A 20,875-nucleotide genomic window follows, 5' to 3' on the forward strand; every position below is an offset into this window, starting at 1 on the left:
TGCAAAAGACAGGACGATGAATCATCCTGTCTTTTTTACTTTTAGCTCCAATCAAACGTCATCAAATCACTTCATTTAATCCAAAATAAAAGGCCGTTTGGTCGCCAAAAGCAAAATCAATCCTAATATTTATTCCTTCATCATTCATTCTATAACGGACACCAAATCCAGCTCCATAGTGGAAACGGTCAAATGCATATTGGGCAACCTTGTTCGCTACTTGTCCCGTATTACCAAAAAGCACCAGTCCTAAGTTACCATATACAGGTAACCTTAACTCTGCCTGATATACCATGGCCATTTTTTCCCTATACCTGCCGTCAAAATAGCCCCTCATCCGCTTGCTTCCTCCAATTAAGGACATCTGTTGAAAAGGTGCTTCTCCGTCAATAAAACTCCACCAAGCTTGCATAGCCAGTATTTTGTTTTCCCATACTGGCATATACTTTCTTAGATCTAATTCATAGCGGTTATAAGTGAACTTACTTCCCAAAAAAGGCTGAAAAGTCATCCAGGTAAATTGATGGTAAGCACCTCCCTTGGGCTGAAAAATATCATCTCTAGAATCATAATTCAACTTCAAGCCCATACCAGAAACCCGAGGATCATCTGATCCCAGTACTTCTCCGCTTTCCAGCATCCCGTTTTCCTGCTTTTCATATATATTGTCTGTCCGAAATTCCAGCCTGGGCCCGACATAAACTTTCGGCATGATTCTGCGCATATAGTTCAAGTGGAAATAGGCATATTTGGTGGCATAATCTTCCTGATGATCTATCGACATATCATTTCCTATACCATAAAACTTAAAGGGATAATCCGTCAGTTCTAATCTTGCATTGATATAATCTTTGTTATAATTTTTCCATAAATCCAAGTCCAATTCCAAAATGGCCTGTTGCTTCAATGTATAGATAAAAGTAATGGGCATCGAAGAAGGTCTTAACCCTTGCTCTTCCATTTTCTTCGACTTAAAAACTTTTATCGCACCTGCCCCAATCCCTAGGCTAGTCTCAGGAGAATAAGTCACTGCGGGAATAAAAGACCATGTATCAGTACTCAGCCTGTTTAGCACATGGTCTACTGTATTAAAAAATTTACTTTCTCTCTTCTCCGTTGAAAAGGAACTTGAATCATTTTGTGCTTGGACATCTATCACTCCTGTCACCATCAAAAAGCACCCAACGACAAATAACCTGTTTAATAAAATCGACATCTGAAGAAAAACTTTAAATAATATATCTTCCAAAAATAACTCAAAATGTGGGAAGATGACTTTTGCCACCTCAAATAATCATATTGGTTACTTATTTCATTCTCCATAGTCTCCACCAAGGTGTACCCGGTGAATCATGATGTTCGTAATGATATCCAAAAAAATAACAGGATAAAAACGCCCATAAATGGTTTTTAGGCAATGTTCCAGACCTATGTTTATTATAATGCTCTCCCCTGTGAGGCAAATAAGTCCCAAAATAAAACAACTGAAAAGTGGAAAAAATAGCCGGCAGCATCCAATAAAGAACTAAATTTTCTACAGGAAAATAGACCTTCAACAACTGAAAAGCTACTCCCATCAGAACCAATTGACTAATGCTCAGATACGTTTTGATAAAACTCCAATACCACTTCCAAAACTGCTGAGAAGAATGGTAATCTGGATCCTCTTCTGTGGCCACAAAACGATGATGTTCATGGTGTTTGGGAAACAGCCTAAAATAAAAATTAAATGAAAACAAAATGGCAGCCAGCCAGCCTATCGCATCATTGATTTTTCTGTCTGCAGCTACGCTCCCATGCATCGCATCGTGAGCGGTGATAAAAAGGCCAGTATAGAGATGCATTTGAATTAAAACGGCCAGATAAGTAAACGGATTTTGATAATCAAGCTGCCAGTTTAACAACAAATAAATAGACACAGTCCAACTGATAATGATAACTAAGGCAATCAAAATACCATAAGAGCCTACTACTGGACGATTTGATGAAACGGACTTGGACATATCACTAAGGTACTCTACTGTCTACAAAAAAGGAAACTCAATAACGAAGTAAAGTATTCCTCACATCTTCCATCAACCACATCGGGGTAGAAGTAGCTCCACATACACCCACAGCATCCCCCTTGGAAAACCAATTCTTTTCAATTTGATCAGGATGCGACACAAAATGGGTATTGGGATTTTTCTGCCGACATACCTCATACAGGGCCTTGCCATTACTGGATTTGCTTCCGCTCACAAACACGATTTTATCATAGGATGCTGCAAATATCCTCAACTCCTTGTCCCTATTGGATACCTGCCTGCAAATAGTATCATTGGTTTGCACTGTAATCCCTCTATCCATTAGAATCCGGTTTATCTCATAAAATTTATCAGTATTCTTTGTGGTCTGACTAAAGAGAGTAATGCGCTCAGGCATATTTTCCAAATCCAACTCAGCAATATCCTGAAAAACAATGGCCTCATTGGCCGTTTGTCCAAGCAAGCCTTCCACCTCTGCATGGCCATGCTTACCATAAATATATATCTTGTCCTTTTTATCAAAAGAATTCTTTATGCGGTTTTGTAGCTTTAGCACAACAGGACAACTTGCATCCACCAGGGTCAAATTGTTCTTAATGGCCAATTCATAAGTCGAAGGAGGCTCGCCGTGAGCTCGAATCAAGACTTTTTCACCTTCTAAATTTTTAAGTTGCCGATGATCAATAATCTTAAGCCCCTTATTGACCAAACGCTTTACCTCTTCGTCATTATGGACGATATCTCCTAGGCAATACAAATGCCCATCCTCATTAAGAATATCCTCTGCCATCTCGATGGCATATACCACACCGAAGCAAAAGCCCGAATTTGTATCAATATGAACCTTTAAATCCAACATATCATATTAACCAGCAGAGCTGGCGATTGTTTTACGGATCTTTATTTTTTCGTATATACTGATATTCATTAACATGAGCCCCATTGAATACACAAAGTCCTCAACAGGAATAGTAAAAATCCTCAAACTAAGGTTTTCAGCATTGTCATAAAAAACCACAGGTTCTGGCGTAAAAGCCCCTGTCAAGGCGCCATTGAAAAGTATAAAAGGGATAAGGTGAACCAAATAAAAAAGATAAAACCTACCTAAAATCCTTGTGCCAAAAATATAATAATGCAAAACCAGAACACTGGCTACAAATAGAAAATTAACACTGGTATACCATTTATCAATATTGAATAGACCAATATTCACCAAAATTGCAATTAAAGTAATTGTTAGAAACTTCGACTGATATACCAAATAGTCCTTTTTCAGATAATACTGCAGTATCTCGTATATAAAAATGGTAGAAAAAGGCACTATTAGGAAAAACAGACATTCCTCCAAAGGCAAACTCCCTAGGTATATACCGGTCAAATACCTGGGATTGAACCCCCAAACTCCCAAACCTGTAAACCATTCATCCCAGAGTAGGAACACGAAACTTGTAATTAAAATTGCAGGAAAAAGCGCAAACCACTTTTTGTAATAGCTCACTTTGGATTCAAAACTCCAAAGCAAAGGAAACAGCAAAGTGGCTATATCTAATATCAAATAGAGATAGTTTTCCATAAAACGCTTATTCGAAACCTAATTTTGAACCAAAATAAATGCTCATCAGAAGAGATAGCTTTTTTATATTGGGAACCCTGACTCTATTTAGCGTAATGGTTTTGGGTTCTAACTTTTTGATTTTCCTGAATAAATTAAGATAGTACAAATAGGCAATCTTCACACCGATTTTGGCCCCCACCGGTAATCCTTTTATCCCTTCATAAGCTTCCTCAAAATCCTTTTCTATATCCGCTTCAATCAGCTTTTTCATTGAACTATCAAAAGAACCATAATCAACCCCTGGAAAATACACTCTTCCACGCTCCTCATAATCACTCTTGATATCCCTTAGGAAATTTACCTTTTGAAAAGCAGAACCTAATTTACAGGCGGGAGACCTCAACTCTTCATAAAGGGATCCATTTCCTTCACAAAATACTTTCAAACACATTAAACCAACTACCTCTGCTGAGCCGTAAATATATTCCTTGTACCTATCGTCACTATAAGTACTGAAATCCAAATCCATGGCCATACTGTTCAAAAAAGCATCTATCAGCTCCTTCTCTATACCATATTGATGTACAATCATCTGAAAGGCATGCAATATGGGGTTTAAGCTGATCTGTTGATCTATCGCCTCATAGGTATCTTTCCTGAATTCTTCCAAAAGATATTCTTTGTCTTTATGATGAAAAGTATCCACTATCTCATCTGCAAACCTTACAAAACCGTAGATCCCATAAACAGGCATATGAAACTTTTTATCCATCACCCTAATCCCCAAACTAAAAGAGCTGCTATAACGACTGGTCACCAACTTACTGCACTCCAATGTCGTGTCGTGATATAATTTTAATGCATCCATACGTCTAATTTTGATGAGCTTTTGAAAAATGATTTTTGATAATCTCATGGGCCACTACCTGCCCGGATATGAGAGATGGAGGAACTCCAGGCCCAGGCACTGTAAGCTGTCCGGTATAATACAGGTTATTCAGTTTTTTGTTTTTTATTCTGGGCTTTAGCAAAGCAGTCTGTCCTAAGGTATTGGCCAGACCATAGGCGTTTCCTTTAAAAGCATTATAGTCTTGAATGAAATTACTCTGGGCGTAGGCTCTCTTATAGACCACATATTCCCGGATAGATTGATTGGTCAGCTTCTCCAGCCTCTCCATGATCAAGTGATAGTATTTCTCTTTATGCTCCTCTGTATCTTCCAATCCTGGGGCCAGAGGAATTAATACAAATAAATTTTCTTTCCCTTCAGGAGCTACGGATGGATCTGTAACCGATGGCACGCAAACATAAAACAATGGTTTTTCCGGCCAATCAGGATTTTCGTATATAGCCTTTGCGTGGGGCTCCAATGCCTCGTCAAAAAACAAATTATGATGATTCAATCCTGACAATTTTTTATCTATGCCCAAATAAAAAATCAGGCTGGAAGGTGCCAAGACACGCTTGTCCCAATATTTTTCAGAATAATTGCGATATTTTGGTGGCAGAAATGTCGAATCCACATGATGATAATCGGCACCGGCAATAACGATATCTGCAGCGATGGTCTTTCCATTCTTTAAAAAAACTGAAGTTACGGTATTGTCCTCTACTTGAAAATGGGAAACATCAGCATCGTACACGAATTCAACTCCTTTTTCTTCTGCAAGGGCAACCATACCCTTCACTATTTCATGCATACCTCCCATTGGATACCAAGTTCCCAAAACCAAATCTGCATAGTTCATCAGACTATACAAGGCTGGAATTTTTTCGGCTGTCTGCCCTAAAAACAAAACAGGGAACTCCATTAGTCTCACCAGCTTTTCAGTTTTAAAAAACTTGGCAACATGCTTTTTCATGGAATGGAATATATCCAACTTTATCAAGTCATTAATTATTCCTGGCTGGGCAAATTCCCATATAGACTGACCAGGCTTATATACCCATTCTTGAATACCAACTTTGTATTTCTGCGCCGCTTGAGACAAAAACTCCTCTAACTTCCTGGCACTTCCTGATTCTACCCGCTCAAAAAGGAGTTTTAAGTCTTCAAAATTAGCAGGAATGTTCAACTCATCATTTTCAGCATAGACCACCTTATACGAAGGATCCAGCCTTACCAATTTATAGTAATCGGATACTTTCTTTCCAAATTGGGAAAAATAGTTTTCAAATACATCGGGCATCCAATACCAACTTGGCCCCATATCAAAAGTAAAGCCTTCAGCCACAAACTTCCTCGCCCTTCCCCCCGGGCTATCATGTTTTTCAAGGAGCCTAACCCTATATCCCTGATTGGCCAGTCTGGTAGCAGCAGCTATCCCTGCAAAACCCGCACCTATGACCACTACCTGATCATTTGTCATCTTAGTCAAGTTTATAAACCTTTAAATTCTCCTTTAGAATTTTTCTGGCGATATGAATCCTGTTTTTAACTGTGCCTATGGGTAAACCTAACTGCTCAGCTATTTCCTGATATTTATAGCCATTGAAATACATCATAAAGGGCACTTTATAAACATCATCGAGGTTTTCTATACATGCATGTATATCTTCCAGCGCAAAACCACCTTGTGCCCTGTTCTCTATGCAAACATCTCCTGAATTAATATAGTGTAAATTATCAGTAGTATCTACAAAAGTCGCCCTTCTTAGCATTTTCTGATAATTGGTGATAAAGGTGTTTTTCATAATGGTATAAAGCCATGCTTTCAAATTGGTACCATCCGAAAACTTATCCCTGTTCGTATATGCTTTCAGAACTGTGTCCTGCAACAAATCATTTGCATCATCCAAATCCTTGGTCAGCCTAAGAGCAAAAGGCTTCAATGTCTTGGAATATTGGTTAAGCGAGTAACTGAATTCTAAAGTTGTCATGCCTTTGTATTTTTGTTTAAGTAAATATAATTATCATTAAACAAATTACAAACTTTTGTTTATTATTTTTACATTTTTATTAAACATTTTGTTTCAAAAGACAAAAAAATAGCAGACTATTGCCTGCTAAATCATTTTTGAATATACCTTCCTTTTTACTTCTCCTGAGGGATATTGTTCAGTTCTTCTACAAAGACTTTTATATCTTCAATTTTTTCCATTATGGATATATTCTTTGGAAACTTAAACTCGGCTCTCAAAGCCTGATAACCAGATATAATAATCTTACTCTCGGAAAACTGCTTAGACAAAGCCTCTAAATAATCCTGTAAATTATGGATATCAGGAGATGTCGTAATAACTGTGATCAAATAATCAGGCTGATGAAAACGGTATACTTCAGCAAGATCATCTTGTGGCGTGCTTTGCCCGAGGTAAATCACCTTATGACCTTCTCTTTTGATCAGGTAACTTGCAAATAATAGTGAGATTTCATGTAACTCTCCTTCTGGCAAAAACAACATGAACTTCTTTCCTCCTCCCTGATATACATACCTGTCAATGGCTACAATTAATTTTTGCCTGATCAAATTGCTTATAAAATGTTCTTGGGCCGGTGTAATGGACCCCACCTGCCATAATATACCAATCTTAGCCAAAAATGGATAAATAACTTTCAACATGGTTTCATCAAAACCAATACTCCTGTTATTCACCGACAATACCTTATCAAATCGCTCCTCATCTATCTCTATCATCGCTACTGTCAAGGCATAAATCTGATCCTCATGGGCCAAGACTCCCTCGGTTAGCTCCACCACCTTCAAACGAACTTCATCAGAAGTCATTTTAGCTATTTTAGATATTTTCAGGCCATTATTATTCAATAAAGCTACATTCAAAATAAGCTTTAAGTCATCATCATCATAATACCGAATATTGGTCTCAGTACGCTTTGGGTGCAACAAATCATAACGCTGCTCCCAGATCCTCAGGGTATGTGCTTTTATCCCCGAAAGATGTTCCAGATCCTTAATAGAATAACTACTCATTTCTTCCCTACTTTAAAATACTTTTTCGGAACAATAAACAAACCAAATGCTTCAGCCCCTCTTTTTTGATTGTTTGCATGGTGAGCCTGGTGCGCTTTGAAGATGCCAGCAAAAAAACCATTATCGGGTCTTTTAAACCACTTGTTCCTCCTATGAATCAACACATCATGCAACAGAAAATAACAAAAGCCATATACACTAATACCCACCCCTATCCAAAATCGATAGTCTAGGTATTCATAGCCTTTCCACATCAACAATATTGAAACCCCACCAAACAATATAGAAAATATATCATTCAGCTCTAAGGGGCCTTTACTGGGCTCATGGTGGGTTCGATGGATTTCCCACAAAATACCATGCATCAGGTATTTGTGTATAAACCAACCGAAAAACTCCATCAACAAGAAGCCTATTACCACAAATAAAATTGCATTAACCATCATTACAAGAATAACCAGTTTTGATTTGAAATGTTTACCGGACGACCAATCATGTGCACTTTTTCTTAATTGACACTAAGTTCAAAGTGCTTTCTAGGGATTATTCCTATTTTTGTACCAAAGTAAACATAAATAAAATTGTTTACTCTTTACGACCTGAATTTAAACAAAATGCAAAAATATGATTTTATACAATATTACTGTAAATATCGACCTAGAAGTTGAAGAGCAGTGGATAAAATGGATGAAGGAAGAACACATCCCATCTGTTATGGCCACCGGGATTTTTAATGACAACAAATTCTTCAAGCTGATGCATGAGCCGCATGATGGAGGAGTAAACTATTCAGTGCAGTACTTTACAGATAGCCTGGAAAAGGTTTATGAATACCAAACTAAATTCCTACAAGCACACCAGGAAGATTTCCAAAAATCCTTTAAAGACAAGTATGCCATATTCCGCTCCTTGCTACAAGAAGTAAAGTAAAAAGCCCCAATTGGGGCTTTTTACTTTACTTAGAACTTAACATCTCCTCAATGTCTTCCGACTGTAAATGGCAATTGAACCAACCACCTTCAATATCCGCCTTATATTTTTTATAGAAATTAATGGCAGGATCATTCCAGTCTAGCACCTGCCACATCATCCCCGTACATTTCTCCTCCAGCGACTTTTTCATCACCCTTTCGAAAAGCAACTTTCCTGCTCCCTTCCCTCTCTCCCTTTCTGTGACAATATAATCTTCCAAATACAAACGCTTACCTTTCCAAGTACTATACCTATAATAATAAATAGCCGTTCCTATTATTTCCTGCGTACTGTTTTTGACCAATACAAAAAATCCATATACAGGATTGGCCCCAAAACCATCCTCCTCCATCATCTTTACCGTATTGGTTACTTCCTCTGGCGCTTTTTCATACAATGCCAATTCTTCTATTAATTCAAAAATCCTTGGCAAATCTTCTTTTTTTCCTTCTCTGATCGTATACATGTCTCGAAAATAGAAAAAATTAGAAAAAGAACTAAGAACTTCCTTCCATTTGGTCAAGAGACATGCTAGCTTTAAGTAACTTGAACAAACTGCAAATAATTAACTTAGCCAAACCTAGACACATCAATTAAAATGTTCTTATCTATAGATGCTGGAAATTCCAATATAGTTTTTGGCTTTTATGATCCGGAAACAGAAAAATGGACACATGAATATCGCCTTGAAACCAGGAGGGACCTTACATTAAGTTATTTAGAAAAAAATATTCGGTTTTATTTCCTCGAAAACGGCTTGAGAGCTCCTTCCGTGAAAGCTGTGGGTATCAGCTCCGTAGTGCCTGAAATAAGCGATTTACTCGTACAGTTTTCGGAAACATTTTTCCACAAAACGCCACATTTAATCAACGAAAGAAGTTATACAAAACTGAAAATTTCCACTGCAAGACCCCAAGAGATGGGCACTGACCTGATGGCCAATGCTGCCGCTGCCTATGAATATTTCCAAACCACCTGTGTAATCATCGACTTTGGCACGGCACTCACCTTTACGGTTATCGATAAGGATGGCAAAATCATGGGAGTCAATATTGTTCCGGGGCTAAAAACAGCCCTTAAGTCCCTTTTCAGAAACACTTCAAAACTTCCAGAAGTAAAATTAGAAGTGCCTCAATCAGCCATTGGAAAAGACACCATCCATTCCATACAAGCAGGTATTCTATTTGGCTACACAGGTCTTGTAAAAGGTATGTTGGAGGCTATCAAAAAGGAGGTAAATCTAGAAATAAAAACAATTGCCACAGGAGGACTTTCCGAAATCCTAAGCACTTTGAAGGGAGAATTTGATAAAGTAGACAGGGAACTGACCCTTAAGGGAATCAAATTAATTACAGAAAAAAATATGGCGACATAAAAAAAGAAGGGACTATTCAGCCCCTTCTTTAATAGTAAGTTCAATTTCTTCTCCTGTTTCATCCAGGAATTTATACTCCGTCACCGGTAATGAAGAATCTTTGATCAGTTTTACCCATTTGAAATATTTAAAAAACCACTTTACCCTTCTGGAAATCATCCCTTGGGTAAAATAAGCATGAAGGTATGGGTGCAAGCCAATTTTAATATTGGCCAAGTTTTGATGTACAGCAGTGTACTCAAGATCTCTTTCCAGCTTATCAGCCACCAAAATAGAGGCTTGGATTTTTCCTGTCCCATTACAAGCAGGACAGGTCTCTTTGGTCACAATATTTACTTCAGGTCTTACTCTTTGCCTGGTTATCTGCATTAACCCAAACTTAGTCAATGGCAATACTGTATTCTTGGACCTATCATCCTTCATCTCAGCTTTCATCGCGTCATAGACGGCCCTCTTGTTCTCGGCCTTCTTCATATCAATGAAGTCAATGACGATAATCCCTCCCATATCTCGGAGGCGAAGCTGTCTGGCAATTTCTTTGACAGCCACCAGGTTGGTTTTTAATGCTGTTGTTTCCTGGTCGCTTTCTTGGTTGGACTTATTACCGCTGTTCACATCAATGACATGAAGCGCCTCGGTATGTTCAATAATTAAATATCCGCCATGCGGAAGACTTACCGATTGTCCAAACAGACTCTTGATCTGCTTTTCAATTCCAAAACTTTCAAATAGCTTGGCTTTACCGTTGTAAAGCTTAACAATTTTTTCCTTTTCAGGGGCGATCGATCTGATATAAGACCGAATCTGATCATAGACTAATTCATCCTCTACCGTGATTGCATCGAATGATTCGTTGAGCAGGTCTCTTATTATAGAGCTGGCCATACTCATTTCTCCTATCACCTTGTCTTTACTTTTGGCTTTCATCAACTTCTTCATCCCATCCTCCCAACTGTTCACCAAGTTCCTAAGGTCCTTGTCCAGTTCTGTAACGGACTGTCCTTCGGCAACTGTTCTAATGATGACACCGAAATTGGCAGGTTTGATGGAAGTGATTAGTCTGGCTAGTCTTCTTCTTTCCTCAGCCTTACGGATCTTTTTAGACACATTGACTGAATTGGAAAAAGGAACCAGTACCAAATAACGACCGGCTAAGGAGAGCTCACAGGATAGTCGTGGGCCTTTCGTAGAGATAGGCTCCTTTACAACCTGAACTAAAATTTGATTGCTTTTAGAAAGGACCTGGGAAATTTTTCCAAGCTTTTCTATCTCAGGTTCTAGCTCAAACCCTTTAAGCGTGGGATGCTCGGAATGATTGTTTCTGATCTGTTTGGTATATTTGATCAGACTCTTCACCTTTGGTCCGAGGTCCTGATAATGCAAAAATGCATCTTTTTCATAGCCCACATCGATAAAAGCTGCATTGAGCCCATTGACGATTTTGCGGACCGTGCCCAGGTACATATCCCCCACTTTGAACTGGTTATTTTCCTCATCAGCGTGAAGCTCTACCAGTCCTTTATTTTTCAAAAGGGCTATTCGACTACTGTTTTGAGCAGAATCAATTACTAATTCCGTACTCAAATCGTGTCTCCTTTATGTTAATGAACGTTTTTGTGTAAAAACTATAAAAGAAGAAGTGTATTACTTCTTCTTATGTCTGTTTTTTCTAAGTCTTTTCTTACGCTTGTGCGTAGCGATCTTATGTCTTTTTCTTTTTTTACCGCAAGGCATAATCTTATGGATTTAAGTTTAACAATACTTTTATAGTTGTCCCAGATAGTTATCTACACTGGAGATGATCATAGGATCTTCTGTCATGTCTTTTACCAGCTGAAACTGTTTTTTTGCTTTATTTTTCTGCTTAGCTTCGAAATAACTCACACCAAGGTAAAACTGGCCTTGTACATTATCTGGATGGTGACTGATAAGCTCTTCAAAACGCTCCACTGCCTTCTTATACTGTCCAGACTGCATGGATAAAACCCCCATATTAAATAGGGCTTCTTCATTTTGAGGATCTTGTTCAAGCACCTCTCTAAGCATCATAATTCCCTGCATAGGGTTAGTGGACGACACATGTGTCATGGCCACTTTGGTTTTTAGATCAAGTCTCTCAGGGCTTTTTTCCAAAACCTGATTGAGATATGACCTGGTCTGTTCGGCAAGATAAACCATTTTATCTTGGTCCATCGCAAAGCCAAAGGCCTCATAATAAGCATCCCCCGCCTTCTCTAAAGATTTGCTATCCGGATATTTCTCAGCACTAAGCCCCAAATAGTAAGCTGCACTGTCATACATCCCAGCATTAGCATAGATAGTGGCGATTGAATCTGCAAAGATAACAAAATTTTCTTTATTCTCTTCTTTTTTCAATTTGGCAGCCAGGCCACTAACTGTTGATTTATCTGAATCGGCCACGCTAGCATTATGGGCTTCGGTAACCGGTTCAGAAGTCGCATCACCTTGCTGCGCCATATTTTGACCTTCCTCTGAGCTGTCCACCACTACCCTGGGAAGGGAGTACAAGACACCAACAGCGACAATTACAGCGACGACAAGAATGATTTGCGACTTTTTCATAAATCAGAAACTTCTAAACATTAATCTTGGAAAGCTACTTCCTTAACTTTTTTGCTGTTTTTGATTTTGTCAATGAAGACCTTTGATGGCTTGAAAGCCGGAACATAGTGCTCATCGATCACGATAGCAGTGTTTTTAGAAATGTTTCTGGCGATCTTCTTGGCGCGCTTCTTATTGATGAAGCTACCGAATCCCCTCACATAAATATTCTCTCCCTCAGACATGGAATCCTTCACCACCTTGAAAAATGCTTCAATGGTCTGAGTCACATCGTCCTTCTGAATTCCTGTCTTGTCCGAAATCTTGGTAATTACCTCTGCTTTAGTCACTGTATTTAAATTTTAATTTGATTAAATTGCTTAACAATCTATTAACCAACTAATTTTGGGACTGCAAATTTAAATGATGCTTTTCAATATAAAAACAAAATGAAGAAAATTAGCGTCTTTTGTTCAACGAAAAGATTCCATAAAAAATTTCAAAAGTTTTGAATTTCAACCATTTTGCCCAAAAACTACTCCAGTGGTACCCAGAAAATAAAAGGGATCTTCCTTGGAGAAACACCCAAAACCCATATATCATTTGGCTTTCAGAAATTATCCTTCAACAAACAAGGGTAGCACAGGGCTTGCCATATTTCCAAAAATTCATCGAAAATTATCCAACTGTCGAGGATTTGGCCGCCAGTCCACAGGAAGAAATTTTAAGGCTCTGGCAGGGCCTTGGTTATTATAGCAGGGCGAGAAACCTACATAAATGCGCCAAACAAGTTGTGGAAGATCATCAGGGCAGCTTCCCCGACAGCTATAAAGGCTTACTTAAATTGCAGGGTATAGGTCAATACACCGCTGCTGCCATCGCTTCCTTCGCTTATCGGGAAAAAGTGGCGGTGCTGGACGGAAATGTATTCCGCGTACTCAGCAGGTATTTTGGTATAAGCACGGACATCAGTAGCACAGAAGGGAAAAAGGAGTTCCAGTCTTTGGCCAACAAAGCCATCTCCCCAAATCAGCCCGATGAATACAACCAAGCTATAATGGAATTTGGCGCATTACAGTGCACACCGAAAAAGGCCGACTGCAATAGTTGCCCCTTACAGCCCGGATGTTACGCTTATAATAATAACCTGGTCGAAAAATTACCGGTAAAAAACAAAAAGATAAAGGTCAGCACCAGGGCATTTTTATACCATGATATACAGTGCAATGGAAAAATTGTCACCAAGACCAGAGGGCCAAGAGACATTTGGGAAGGCCTGACGGACTTCCCCTTGGTAGAATTCCAATCACCTGAAAAAATAGACCCTGAAGCCTCAAAATTGTTTCATGAACTTCAAGCATTTAACCCCACCATACATTTTGAAGGCGAAAAGACTTATAAACATATACTGACTCATCAAAAAATTTTTTCAAACTTTGTCTCATTCAAAATCCCAGACAACCATCAAAAAGCTTTGGAAAAATGGGTAAAAGACAATGGCTTTCTACTCAACGATCCAGACGAGCTGGAAGCTTTGGGCAAGCCAAAACTGATTGTCCGATATTTGAACGATAAAAAATAATCCTTAATTTTAACTATACACATTTAAGCAACTATTAATTATCAACTGAACTATGGCAGGTGTAAACAAAGTAATTTTAGTAGGCAACCTAGGAAAAGATCCAGAAGTAAGACACTTGGAAAGCGGCAGTGTGGTAGCCAACCTGACCCTAGCGACAACCGAAGCCTATAAGGACAGAAATGGCAATCGGGTGGAAAACACCGAATGGCATGATCTTGAACTTTGGGATGGACAGGCAAAAATTGCCGAGCAATACTTAAGAAAAGGTAGTCAGATCTTCGTAGAAGGAAAAATCAAATCCGACACTTGGCAGGATGAACAAGGCAATAACAGAAAAAGGACAAAAATCAGGGTACTGAGCTTCACTATGCTCGGCTCCAGAAATTCAGAAGGAAGCGGTGGGCAGCCAAGCTCAAACCCCAACACCATGAGCCAAGCCAGCTCCAACAGTCCACAAACTGCGTCAATGCCCTCATCCAATGCCAATATAGATGAAGGAGACGATGATCTTCCTTTCTAATTAAGATCAAATTAGAATCCTAATGGATAAATCATTAATTTTGCATAACAATATTTGAATCATTTAATGGACGATCCATACCCGAGTTTGTCAATGCTGGCTGAAATTAACCAGATTTCGGCTGGCTATATTATCATAAACAGCCTCATTTTTCTACTTCTGCTAATGGCTTCCGCACTGGTATCTGGCTCTGAAGTAGCTTATTTTTCTTTGTCCCATGATGACCTGGGTGAGTTAAGCAATGAATCAGAAGAAAATTCAGCTTTAGTCATCAAATTAATAGAAGCCCCACAAAAGCTCCTAAGCACTATATTGATACTGAACAACCTCATTAATATAGGAATTGTTACTTTGACGACATTTTTCACATTAAACTTATTCGGCACTGACGCCACCGGGATTGTCATTATCCTTATACAAACAGTAGGCGTAACCTTTGCCATTGTCTTTTTTGGTGAGATCGTCCCAAAAGTATATGCCAACAATGCCCGGGTGAGCTTTTCCAAGCTCATGGCCAAGTCACTAAATTTCTTTTCCATTGCCCTAGCCCCACTATCTTCCTTTCTGATGACCATAAGTAATGTCATTGAGAGAAGAATTGAAAAGAAAGGCTATACCCTCTCTGTAAACGAATTGCACCAAGCACTGGAAATCACCTCCGAACATACCACTGAAGGCGAAAAAGACATTTTCAAAGGCATTGTTAACTTTGGCACCCTGTCGGTAAAACAGGTTATGTGCTCCAGAATGGATATCACTGCCGTGGATGTGGAAATGGACTTCCATGAGCTTATGGACAAAATCAATAAAAGCGGCTATTCCAGAATCCCCGTTTACAAAGAGACCATAGACAATATAGAAGGTATACTATATATCAAAGACCTATTGGCCCATATAGAAAAAGAAGACGATTTCCAGTGGCAGACACTTACCAGAAAAGGGCTATTTGTGCCGGAAAACAAAAAAGTAGACGCCCTGCTTAAAGACTTCCAAAACAAAAGGGTCCACATGGCAATTGTTGTGGACGAATATGGCGGAACATCGGGACTTGTCACCCTTGAAGACCTTATCGAAGAAATCATCGGAGAAATCAATGACGAATTTGATGATGCTGACAATCTACTTTATAAACAAATCGATGACAATACCCATGTTTTTGAAGGCAAGGTATCCTTAAATGATTTCTGCAAAAGACTAGAACTAGACCCACAATCCTTTGACGAAGTAAAAGGAGACAGTGAATCCCTTGGAGGTTTATTACTGGAACTCAACAGGAAATTACCTAAGAACGGATCTAAAATCCAATTTGATAAATTCACGTTTACCATCCTGGCCGTAGATGCCAAAAGAATAAAAAAAATAAAGGTCTACATGAACCCTCAAGAAGCAGGAGACTTACCCCATAATGAGGATTGACCACCCATAACGAAACCAAACTATTAGTCGACAAGAATTTAAACAAATGACGTAGGAGATAATATTTCCATGTTATTCACATTTTTTCAAAAATTTGCCAATAAACTTGAATTCTTATTGGATTAGCACAATTATTTTCCTTTTATCAGAAAACAATTAGAAACTCATTTTTTCAAACCTACTTTGAGTAATTTTACGTAATTTTCAATAAAAGCGACATTATTTTTAACCCATTTCAGACAATCTTACATGAAATTATAAATAGTAAGCGATATCTGTATTCAAATTTCTATTTTAATAATTGTAAAAATCATAGGCAAATTTGGTTATTAATGTATTTTTTTCGTTCTTTTGTTGCCGAGATTTTAAAAAAAGAAAAATTCTTTGTAATTTATTCAATCGAATTTACAAACCTATTTAAATAACACTAACTATGAATGAAGGATTATACCATTCACAGTTTGAGCATGACGCCTGTGGGATTGGCGCTGTGGTCAATGTGAAGGGCAACAAAAGCCACGAGACGATAAGTGATGCGCTCTTTATGCTGAGCAATATGGAGCATAGAGGAGGAAGAGGCAGTGATCCTAAAACAGGTGATGGAGCGGGTATTTTGATTCAGGTACCACATGATTTTATGAAGGAGGTGACTCACCGTGCAGGCTTTGAACTACCTGAAGAAGGTAGCTATGGGGTCGGCATGACATTTTTTCCTAAGAACAAGCAACTACATAAAAAATCAAAAATACTGCTCAATAAAATCCTGGAGGAAATGGATTTTGAGCTTATTGGATACAGAGAAGTCCCTGTAGATGAAACTGTACCAGGCTCTGGCGCCTTGGAAGTAATGCCAAATATTGAGCAGCTTTTTGTCAAGCATAAAGAAGGTCTAGTTGGCAAGGAATTAGAGAGAAAGCTCTATGTGCTTAGAAACTACGCCACAAAAGTGATCAACTCAACCGTCCCAGGAGTTAATAGATCATTTTATTTTGCCAGTTTCAGTTCAAACACCCTTATCTATAAAGGGCAGTTGAGAACAGATCAAGTACTGGCTTTCTACAAAGATCTCCAAAACAATAAAATAACTTCTGCGCTTGCATTAGTTCACTCAAGGTTCTCTACCAATACCTTCCCTAATTGGAGATTGGCGCAGCCTTTCAGATACCTATCCCACAATGGTGAAATCAACACCATCAGAGGTAACCTGAACAAAATGCGCTCGAAGGAATCCTTGATGAAGTCTGAACTGTTCACTGAGGAGGAATTAAACAAATTAATGCCTATTACCAATTCTACTTATTCGGATTCAGCTAACCTAGATGCGATGGTAGAATTATTGACCCTAAGTGGAAGATCCTTACCACACGTAATGATGATGTTGGTACCCGAAGCTTGGCAGGACAATAAATCCATGGATAAAGCCAAAAAGGCATTTTACAAGTTCCATGCAGCATTGATGGAGCCCTGGGACGGCCCTGCAGCTTTACTGTTCACAGACGGTAAGTCACTAGGGGCGACCTTGGATAGGAACGGCTTGAGACCACTTCGTTATTTCACCACTTCTGATGATAGATTGATACTTTCTTCTGAAGCCGGAGCTTTGCCAATCAGAGAAGCTACCGTTACCGAAAAAGGTAGAATCAGTCCAGGAAGAATGATCATGGCAGACCTTGAAAAAGGTAAAGTAATGTTTGATGAGGAGGTTAAAGCTGAAGTTTGCGAAAACAAGCCTTACGATACTTGGGTAAGAAAAGAAAGGCTGAAACTAAGACTGATGCCTGCTCCAAAGGTGCTCTCTCAGCCCTATAACACCCAGAACATCAAAGAAAGACAAACTGTCTTCGGTTACACCACCGAAGATGTCAATACCATTTTGGCGCCAATGGGAGATACAGCTTATGAACCATTAGGTTCAATGGGTGCGGATACGCCTCCTGCTGTGCTTTCCAAGCAAAGCCAACATATTTCCAATTATTTCAAGCAGTTATTTGCCCAGGTAAGTAACCCACCAATCGACCCAATCAGGGAAAGATTAGTAATGTCACTATTCACCAGGATCGGTGAAGGCTATAATATCCTTGAAGAAAGTCCGCAACATACCAGACAGATTCATATCTCTCAGCCAGTACTGTTGAACGAGGACTTGGAAAAAATCAAGAACCTGGAAAGTAAAGGATACAGATCTAAGACACTATATGCCCATTTCAAAGCAGACCATAAGCCTGGAAGAATGCTTGAGGCTTTGGACACACTTTGTCAAGAAGCCGTTGATGCCATCAACGATGGTTATAATGTCCTGATCATTTCTGATAGGAATACTTATGAAGGTGTTGCTCCAATCCCTTCATTATTGGCCATTGGTGGTGTTCACCACCACTTGGTAAACAAGAAACTGAGAACCAAAGCAGGTATAATCGCTGAAGCCGGTGATATCAGAGAGACCCACCACTTTGCCACAGCAGTGGGTTATGGTGCCAGTGCGATCAATCCATATCTTGCCCTTGAAACGCTTGTTCACCTCAATGAAACCGAGCAACTTTCCAAGAAGTTTGAAGAGAAAGAACTATTCGAAAACTATCAAGAGGCCATTGGAAAAGGCTTGTTAAAAGTCCTTTCAAAAATGGGTATCAGTACCTTGCAGTCTTACCAAAGTGCCCAGATTTTCGAGGCTGTTGGCTTAGGACCAGAGGTAATCGAAAGATGTTTCAAAGGCACCATCAGTAGAATCAGTGGTGTTTCCTTTGACGAACTGGCAGAGGAAGTACTTACCAGACATAATGCAGCTTATGGATCTGAAAGTCCAAGATTGGAAACAGGTGGAGTTTATCAGTGGAAAAGAAGAGGTGAAAAACACCTTTTCAACCCAGAAACTATCCATTTATTACAAAAATCTACCGCAAACAATGACTATTCGCTGTACAAAAAGTTTGCTGAAAAGATAAATAACCAAACCAAAGACGCTCTTACCATCAGGGGATTATTTGAGTTTAAAAAGAGAATTTCTATTCCATTGGAGGAAGTAGAACCCGCTGAGGCAATCATGAAGCGTTTCGCTACTGGCGCCATGTCCTTTGGCTCTATTTCTCATGAAGCCCACTCCACCTTAGCCATTGCCATGAACCGTATTGGTGCAAAATCCAATAGTGGTGAGGGTGGAGAAGATGAAATCCGTTTCGAAAGAAAAGAAAATGGAGATTGGGAAAGATCCGCTATTAAGCAGGTTGCTTCTGGTAGATTTGGTGTGACCAGTAACTACCTTACCAATGCTGAAGAATTACAAATTAAAATGGCACAGGGAGCCAAACCTGGTGAAGGTGGACAGCTTCCAGGTCATAAGGTGGATGATTGGATCGGTCGTGTAAGACACTCCACTCCTGGAGTAGGCTTGATCTCCCCTCCTCCTCATCACGATATTTACTCTATTGAGGATTTGGCTCAGCTGATCTATGACCTTAAAAATGCCAACAGAAAAGCCCGTATTAATGTAAAACTGGTTTCTCAAGCTGGTGTAGGTACAGTAGCCGCCGGGGTAGCCAAAGCACAGTCAGATGTTATTTTAATTTCTGGTGCTGATGGTGGTACAGGAGCCTCTCCGTTGAGTTCCATCAGACACGCTGGTTTACCTTGGGAACTTGGTTTGGCTGAAGCTCATCAGACTTTGGTGAAAAACAACCTTAGAAGCCGAGTAACCCTTCAAACTGACGGTCAGGTAAGAACTGGTAAGGATTTGGCCATCGCGGCCCTATTAGGTGCTGAAGAATGGGGTATTTCTACTGCAGCCTTGGTTGTGGAAGGATGTATCATGATGAGAAAATGTCACTTAAACACCTGCCCAGTAGGTATTGCCACTCAAAATCCTGAGTTGAGAAAACTATTTACAGGTAACCCTGACCATGTGGTTAACTTCTTCAAATTCCTTGCTGAAGACTTGAGAGAGATCATGGCTTCCCTAGGTTTCAGAACTGTTAACGAAATGGTAGGTCAGTCTAATGTACTGAAATCTACTGGTCACTTGAACCATTGGAAGTGGGATAAGCTAGACCTAAGCCCAATCTTCCACATGGTAGAAGTACCTGAGCACGTAGGTATCTACAAACAAATCGACCAGGATTTCAAATTGAAGAAAGTATTGGACAGAAAGCTGATCAAGGCGGCCCTTCCTGCTCTTGAGCAAGCCAATTCCGTTAAGGAGAATTTTCAGATTAAAAATATAGACCGTTCGGTAGGTGCCATGCTTTCCAATGAAATCTCCAAGATTTATGGAAGTCCAGGTTTACCGGATGATACTATCCACTATAAGTTTATGGGTTCGGCAGGACAAAGCTTCGGCTTATTCCTGACCAAAGGAGTAACATTCGAGTTGGAAGGTGAAGCCAATGATTATTTTGGCAAAGGTCTTTCAGGTGGTCAGTTGGTGATCTATCCAAGCAGAAATGCAAACTTCAAAGCTGAAGAAAACATCATCATCGGTAACGTAGCCTTCTATGGAGCTACCTCTGGACACGCTTACATCAACGGTAAGGGTGGAGAACGTTTCTGCGTAAGAAACTCAGGCGTGAAAACAGTAGTAGAAGGTATCGGAGATCATGGTTGTGAATACATGACCGGTGGACAAGTGATCAACCTAGGTGAAATCGGAAGAAACTTTGCAGCAGGTATGAGCGGTGGTATCGCCTACTTACTCAAGGACAATGTAAAACATATCAACCAGGAAATGGTAGATCTGGATCCATTGGAAAAAGAAGATTTCGATATCATCAAAAAAGAACTCGAACTTCACCTTAAGTACACCAACAGTAGCTTGGCGGCTAAATTCCTTGAAAACTGGGATACCGAGAAGGAGCAATTCATCAAGGTGATGCCTAGAGATTACAAAGCTGTACTTAAGCAAAGAGCGTTAAAACAAGAAGAACAATCAAAAACTTTAGTGTAAG

General features: G+C 39.4%; 19 protein-coding genes. 6 read left to right on the plus strand and 13 right to left on the minus strand.

The window, feature by feature from the left end:
* Positions 1 to 61 precede the first annotated feature (61 nt).
* From KZP23_RS05100 to KZP23_RS05140, 9 genes are all read right to left on the minus strand, one after another.
* Entirely contained in the window at positions 62 to 1,216 is a 1,155-nt protein-coding gene (locus KZP23_RS05100) for a BamA/TamA family outer membrane protein (RefSeq protein WP_226335024.1), read from the minus strand.
* Positions 1,217 to 1,307: 91 nt separating this feature from the next.
* Positions 1,308 to 2,003, minus strand: a complete 696-nt coding sequence (locus tag KZP23_RS05105) for a fatty acid desaturase (RefSeq protein ID WP_226335025.1) — start codon at positions 2,001 to 2,003, stop codon at positions 1,308 to 1,310.
* A gap of 37 nt (positions 2,004 to 2,040) precedes the next feature.
* Positions 2,041 to 2,886, minus strand: coding sequence for a 4-hydroxy-3-methylbut-2-enyl diphosphate reductase (locus tag KZP23_RS05110; RefSeq protein ID WP_226335026.1), 846 nt, complete (start codon positions 2,884 to 2,886; stop codon positions 2,041 to 2,043).
* 6 nt (positions 2,887 to 2,892) lie between these two features.
* The gene (locus KZP23_RS05115) at positions 2,893 to 3,600 is read right to left on the minus strand and encodes a lycopene cyclase domain-containing protein (protein ID WP_226335027.1); all 708 of its coding nucleotides are present in this window, start codon (positions 3,598 to 3,600) and stop codon (positions 2,893 to 2,895) included.
* Between the two features lie 7 nt (positions 3,601 to 3,607).
* Positions 3,608 to 4,450 (minus strand): phytoene/squalene synthase family protein, encoded by an 843-nt coding sequence (locus KZP23_RS05120; RefSeq protein WP_226335028.1) that lies wholly within the window; start codon positions 4,448 to 4,450, stop codon positions 3,608 to 3,610.
* A gap of 4 nt (positions 4,451 to 4,454) precedes the next feature.
* A complete protein-coding gene (locus tag KZP23_RS05125; protein ID WP_226335029.1) occupies positions 4,455 to 5,951 on the minus strand; it encodes a phytoene desaturase family protein in 1,497 nt (498 codons plus the stop codon).
* A gap of 1 nt (position 5,952) precedes the next feature.
* Positions 5,953 to 6,462, minus strand: coding sequence for an RNA polymerase sigma factor (locus tag KZP23_RS05130; RefSeq protein ID WP_226335030.1), 510 nt, complete (start codon positions 6,460 to 6,462; stop codon positions 5,953 to 5,955).
* Positions 6,463 to 6,617: 155 nt separating this feature from the next.
* Entirely contained in the window at positions 6,618 to 7,514 is an 897-nt protein-coding gene (locus KZP23_RS05135) for a MerR family transcriptional regulator (protein WP_226335031.1), read from the minus strand.
* Positions 7,511 to 7,957 (minus strand): sterol desaturase family protein, encoded by a 447-nt coding sequence (locus KZP23_RS05140; RefSeq protein ID WP_226336485.1) that lies wholly within the window; start codon positions 7,955 to 7,957, stop codon positions 7,511 to 7,513. Before KZP23_RS05140 ends, KZP23_RS05135 begins: the two co-directional genes overlap by 4 nt.
* 181 nt (positions 7,958 to 8,138) lie before the next feature.
* Between KZP23_RS05140 and KZP23_RS05145 the strand changes: the two genes are divergently transcribed.
* Positions 8,139 to 8,444: a DUF4286 family protein gene (locus tag KZP23_RS05145; protein ID WP_226335032.1), complete on the plus strand. Its 306-nt coding sequence runs from the start codon at positions 8,139 to 8,141 to the stop codon at positions 8,442 to 8,444.
* A 25-nt stretch (positions 8,445 to 8,469) separates the two neighbouring features.
* Here the strand turns inward: KZP23_RS05145 and KZP23_RS05150 are convergent, their stop codons facing one another.
* The gene (locus tag KZP23_RS05150; RefSeq protein ID WP_226335033.1) at positions 8,470 to 8,952 is read right to left on the minus strand and encodes a GNAT family N-acetyltransferase; all 483 of its coding nucleotides are present in this window, start codon (positions 8,950 to 8,952) and stop codon (positions 8,470 to 8,472) included.
* A 132-nt stretch (positions 8,953 to 9,084) separates the two neighbouring features.
* On the opposite strand from KZP23_RS05150, the gene KZP23_RS05155 reads away from it, so the two are divergent.
* The gene (locus KZP23_RS05155) at positions 9,085 to 9,861 is read left to right on the plus strand and encodes a type III pantothenate kinase (protein WP_226335034.1); all 777 of its coding nucleotides are present in this window, start codon (positions 9,085 to 9,087) and stop codon (positions 9,859 to 9,861) included.
* A 12-nt stretch (positions 9,862 to 9,873) separates the two neighbouring features.
* Here KZP23_RS05155 and KZP23_RS05160 read toward each other — a convergent pair whose 3' ends face one another.
* From KZP23_RS05160 to KZP23_RS05170, 3 genes are all read right to left on the minus strand, one after another.
* Complete coding sequence (locus tag KZP23_RS05160; RefSeq protein ID WP_226335035.1) at positions 9,874 to 11,445, minus strand: Rne/Rng family ribonuclease; 1,572 nt, start codon at positions 11,443 to 11,445, stop codon at positions 9,874 to 9,876.
* 180 nt (positions 11,446 to 11,625) lie between these two features.
* The gene (locus KZP23_RS05165) at positions 11,626 to 12,444 is read right to left on the minus strand and encodes a tetratricopeptide repeat protein (protein WP_226335036.1); all 819 of its coding nucleotides are present in this window, start codon (positions 12,442 to 12,444) and stop codon (positions 11,626 to 11,628) included.
* Between the two features lie 20 nt (positions 12,445 to 12,464).
* Entirely contained in the window at positions 12,465 to 12,773 is a 309-nt protein-coding gene (locus KZP23_RS05170) for an HU family DNA-binding protein (RefSeq protein WP_112784269.1), read from the minus strand.
* Positions 12,774 to 12,931: 158 nt separating this feature from the next.
* Between KZP23_RS05170 and mutY the strand changes: the two genes are divergently transcribed.
* From mutY to gltB, 4 genes are all read left to right on the plus strand, one after another.
* The gene (mutY, locus tag KZP23_RS05175) at positions 12,932 to 14,005 is read left to right on the plus strand and encodes an A/G-specific adenine glycosylase (protein WP_226335037.1); all 1,074 of its coding nucleotides are present in this window, start codon (positions 12,932 to 12,934) and stop codon (positions 14,003 to 14,005) included.
* Between the two features lie 52 nt (positions 14,006 to 14,057).
* A complete protein-coding gene (locus KZP23_RS05180) occupies positions 14,058 to 14,525 on the plus strand; it encodes a single-stranded DNA-binding protein (RefSeq protein ID WP_226335038.1) in 468 nt (155 codons plus the stop codon).
* A gap of 66 nt (positions 14,526 to 14,591) precedes the next feature.
* Entirely contained in the window at positions 14,592 to 15,941 is a 1,350-nt protein-coding gene (gene gldE, locus KZP23_RS05185) for a gliding motility-associated protein GldE (RefSeq protein ID WP_226335039.1), read from the plus strand.
* A 433-nt stretch (positions 15,942 to 16,374) separates the two neighbouring features.
* Positions 16,375 to 20,874, plus strand: a complete 4,500-nt coding sequence (gltB, locus tag KZP23_RS05190) for a glutamate synthase large subunit (RefSeq protein WP_226335040.1) — start codon at positions 16,375 to 16,377, stop codon at positions 20,872 to 20,874.
* The last annotated feature ends 1 nt before the right edge of the window (position 20,875 follow it).

This window comes from Echinicola marina (assembly GCF_020463795.1).
In the GTDB taxonomy this organism is placed as follows: Bacteria; Bacteroidota; Bacteroidia; order Cytophagales; family Cyclobacteriaceae; genus Echinicola; species Echinicola marina.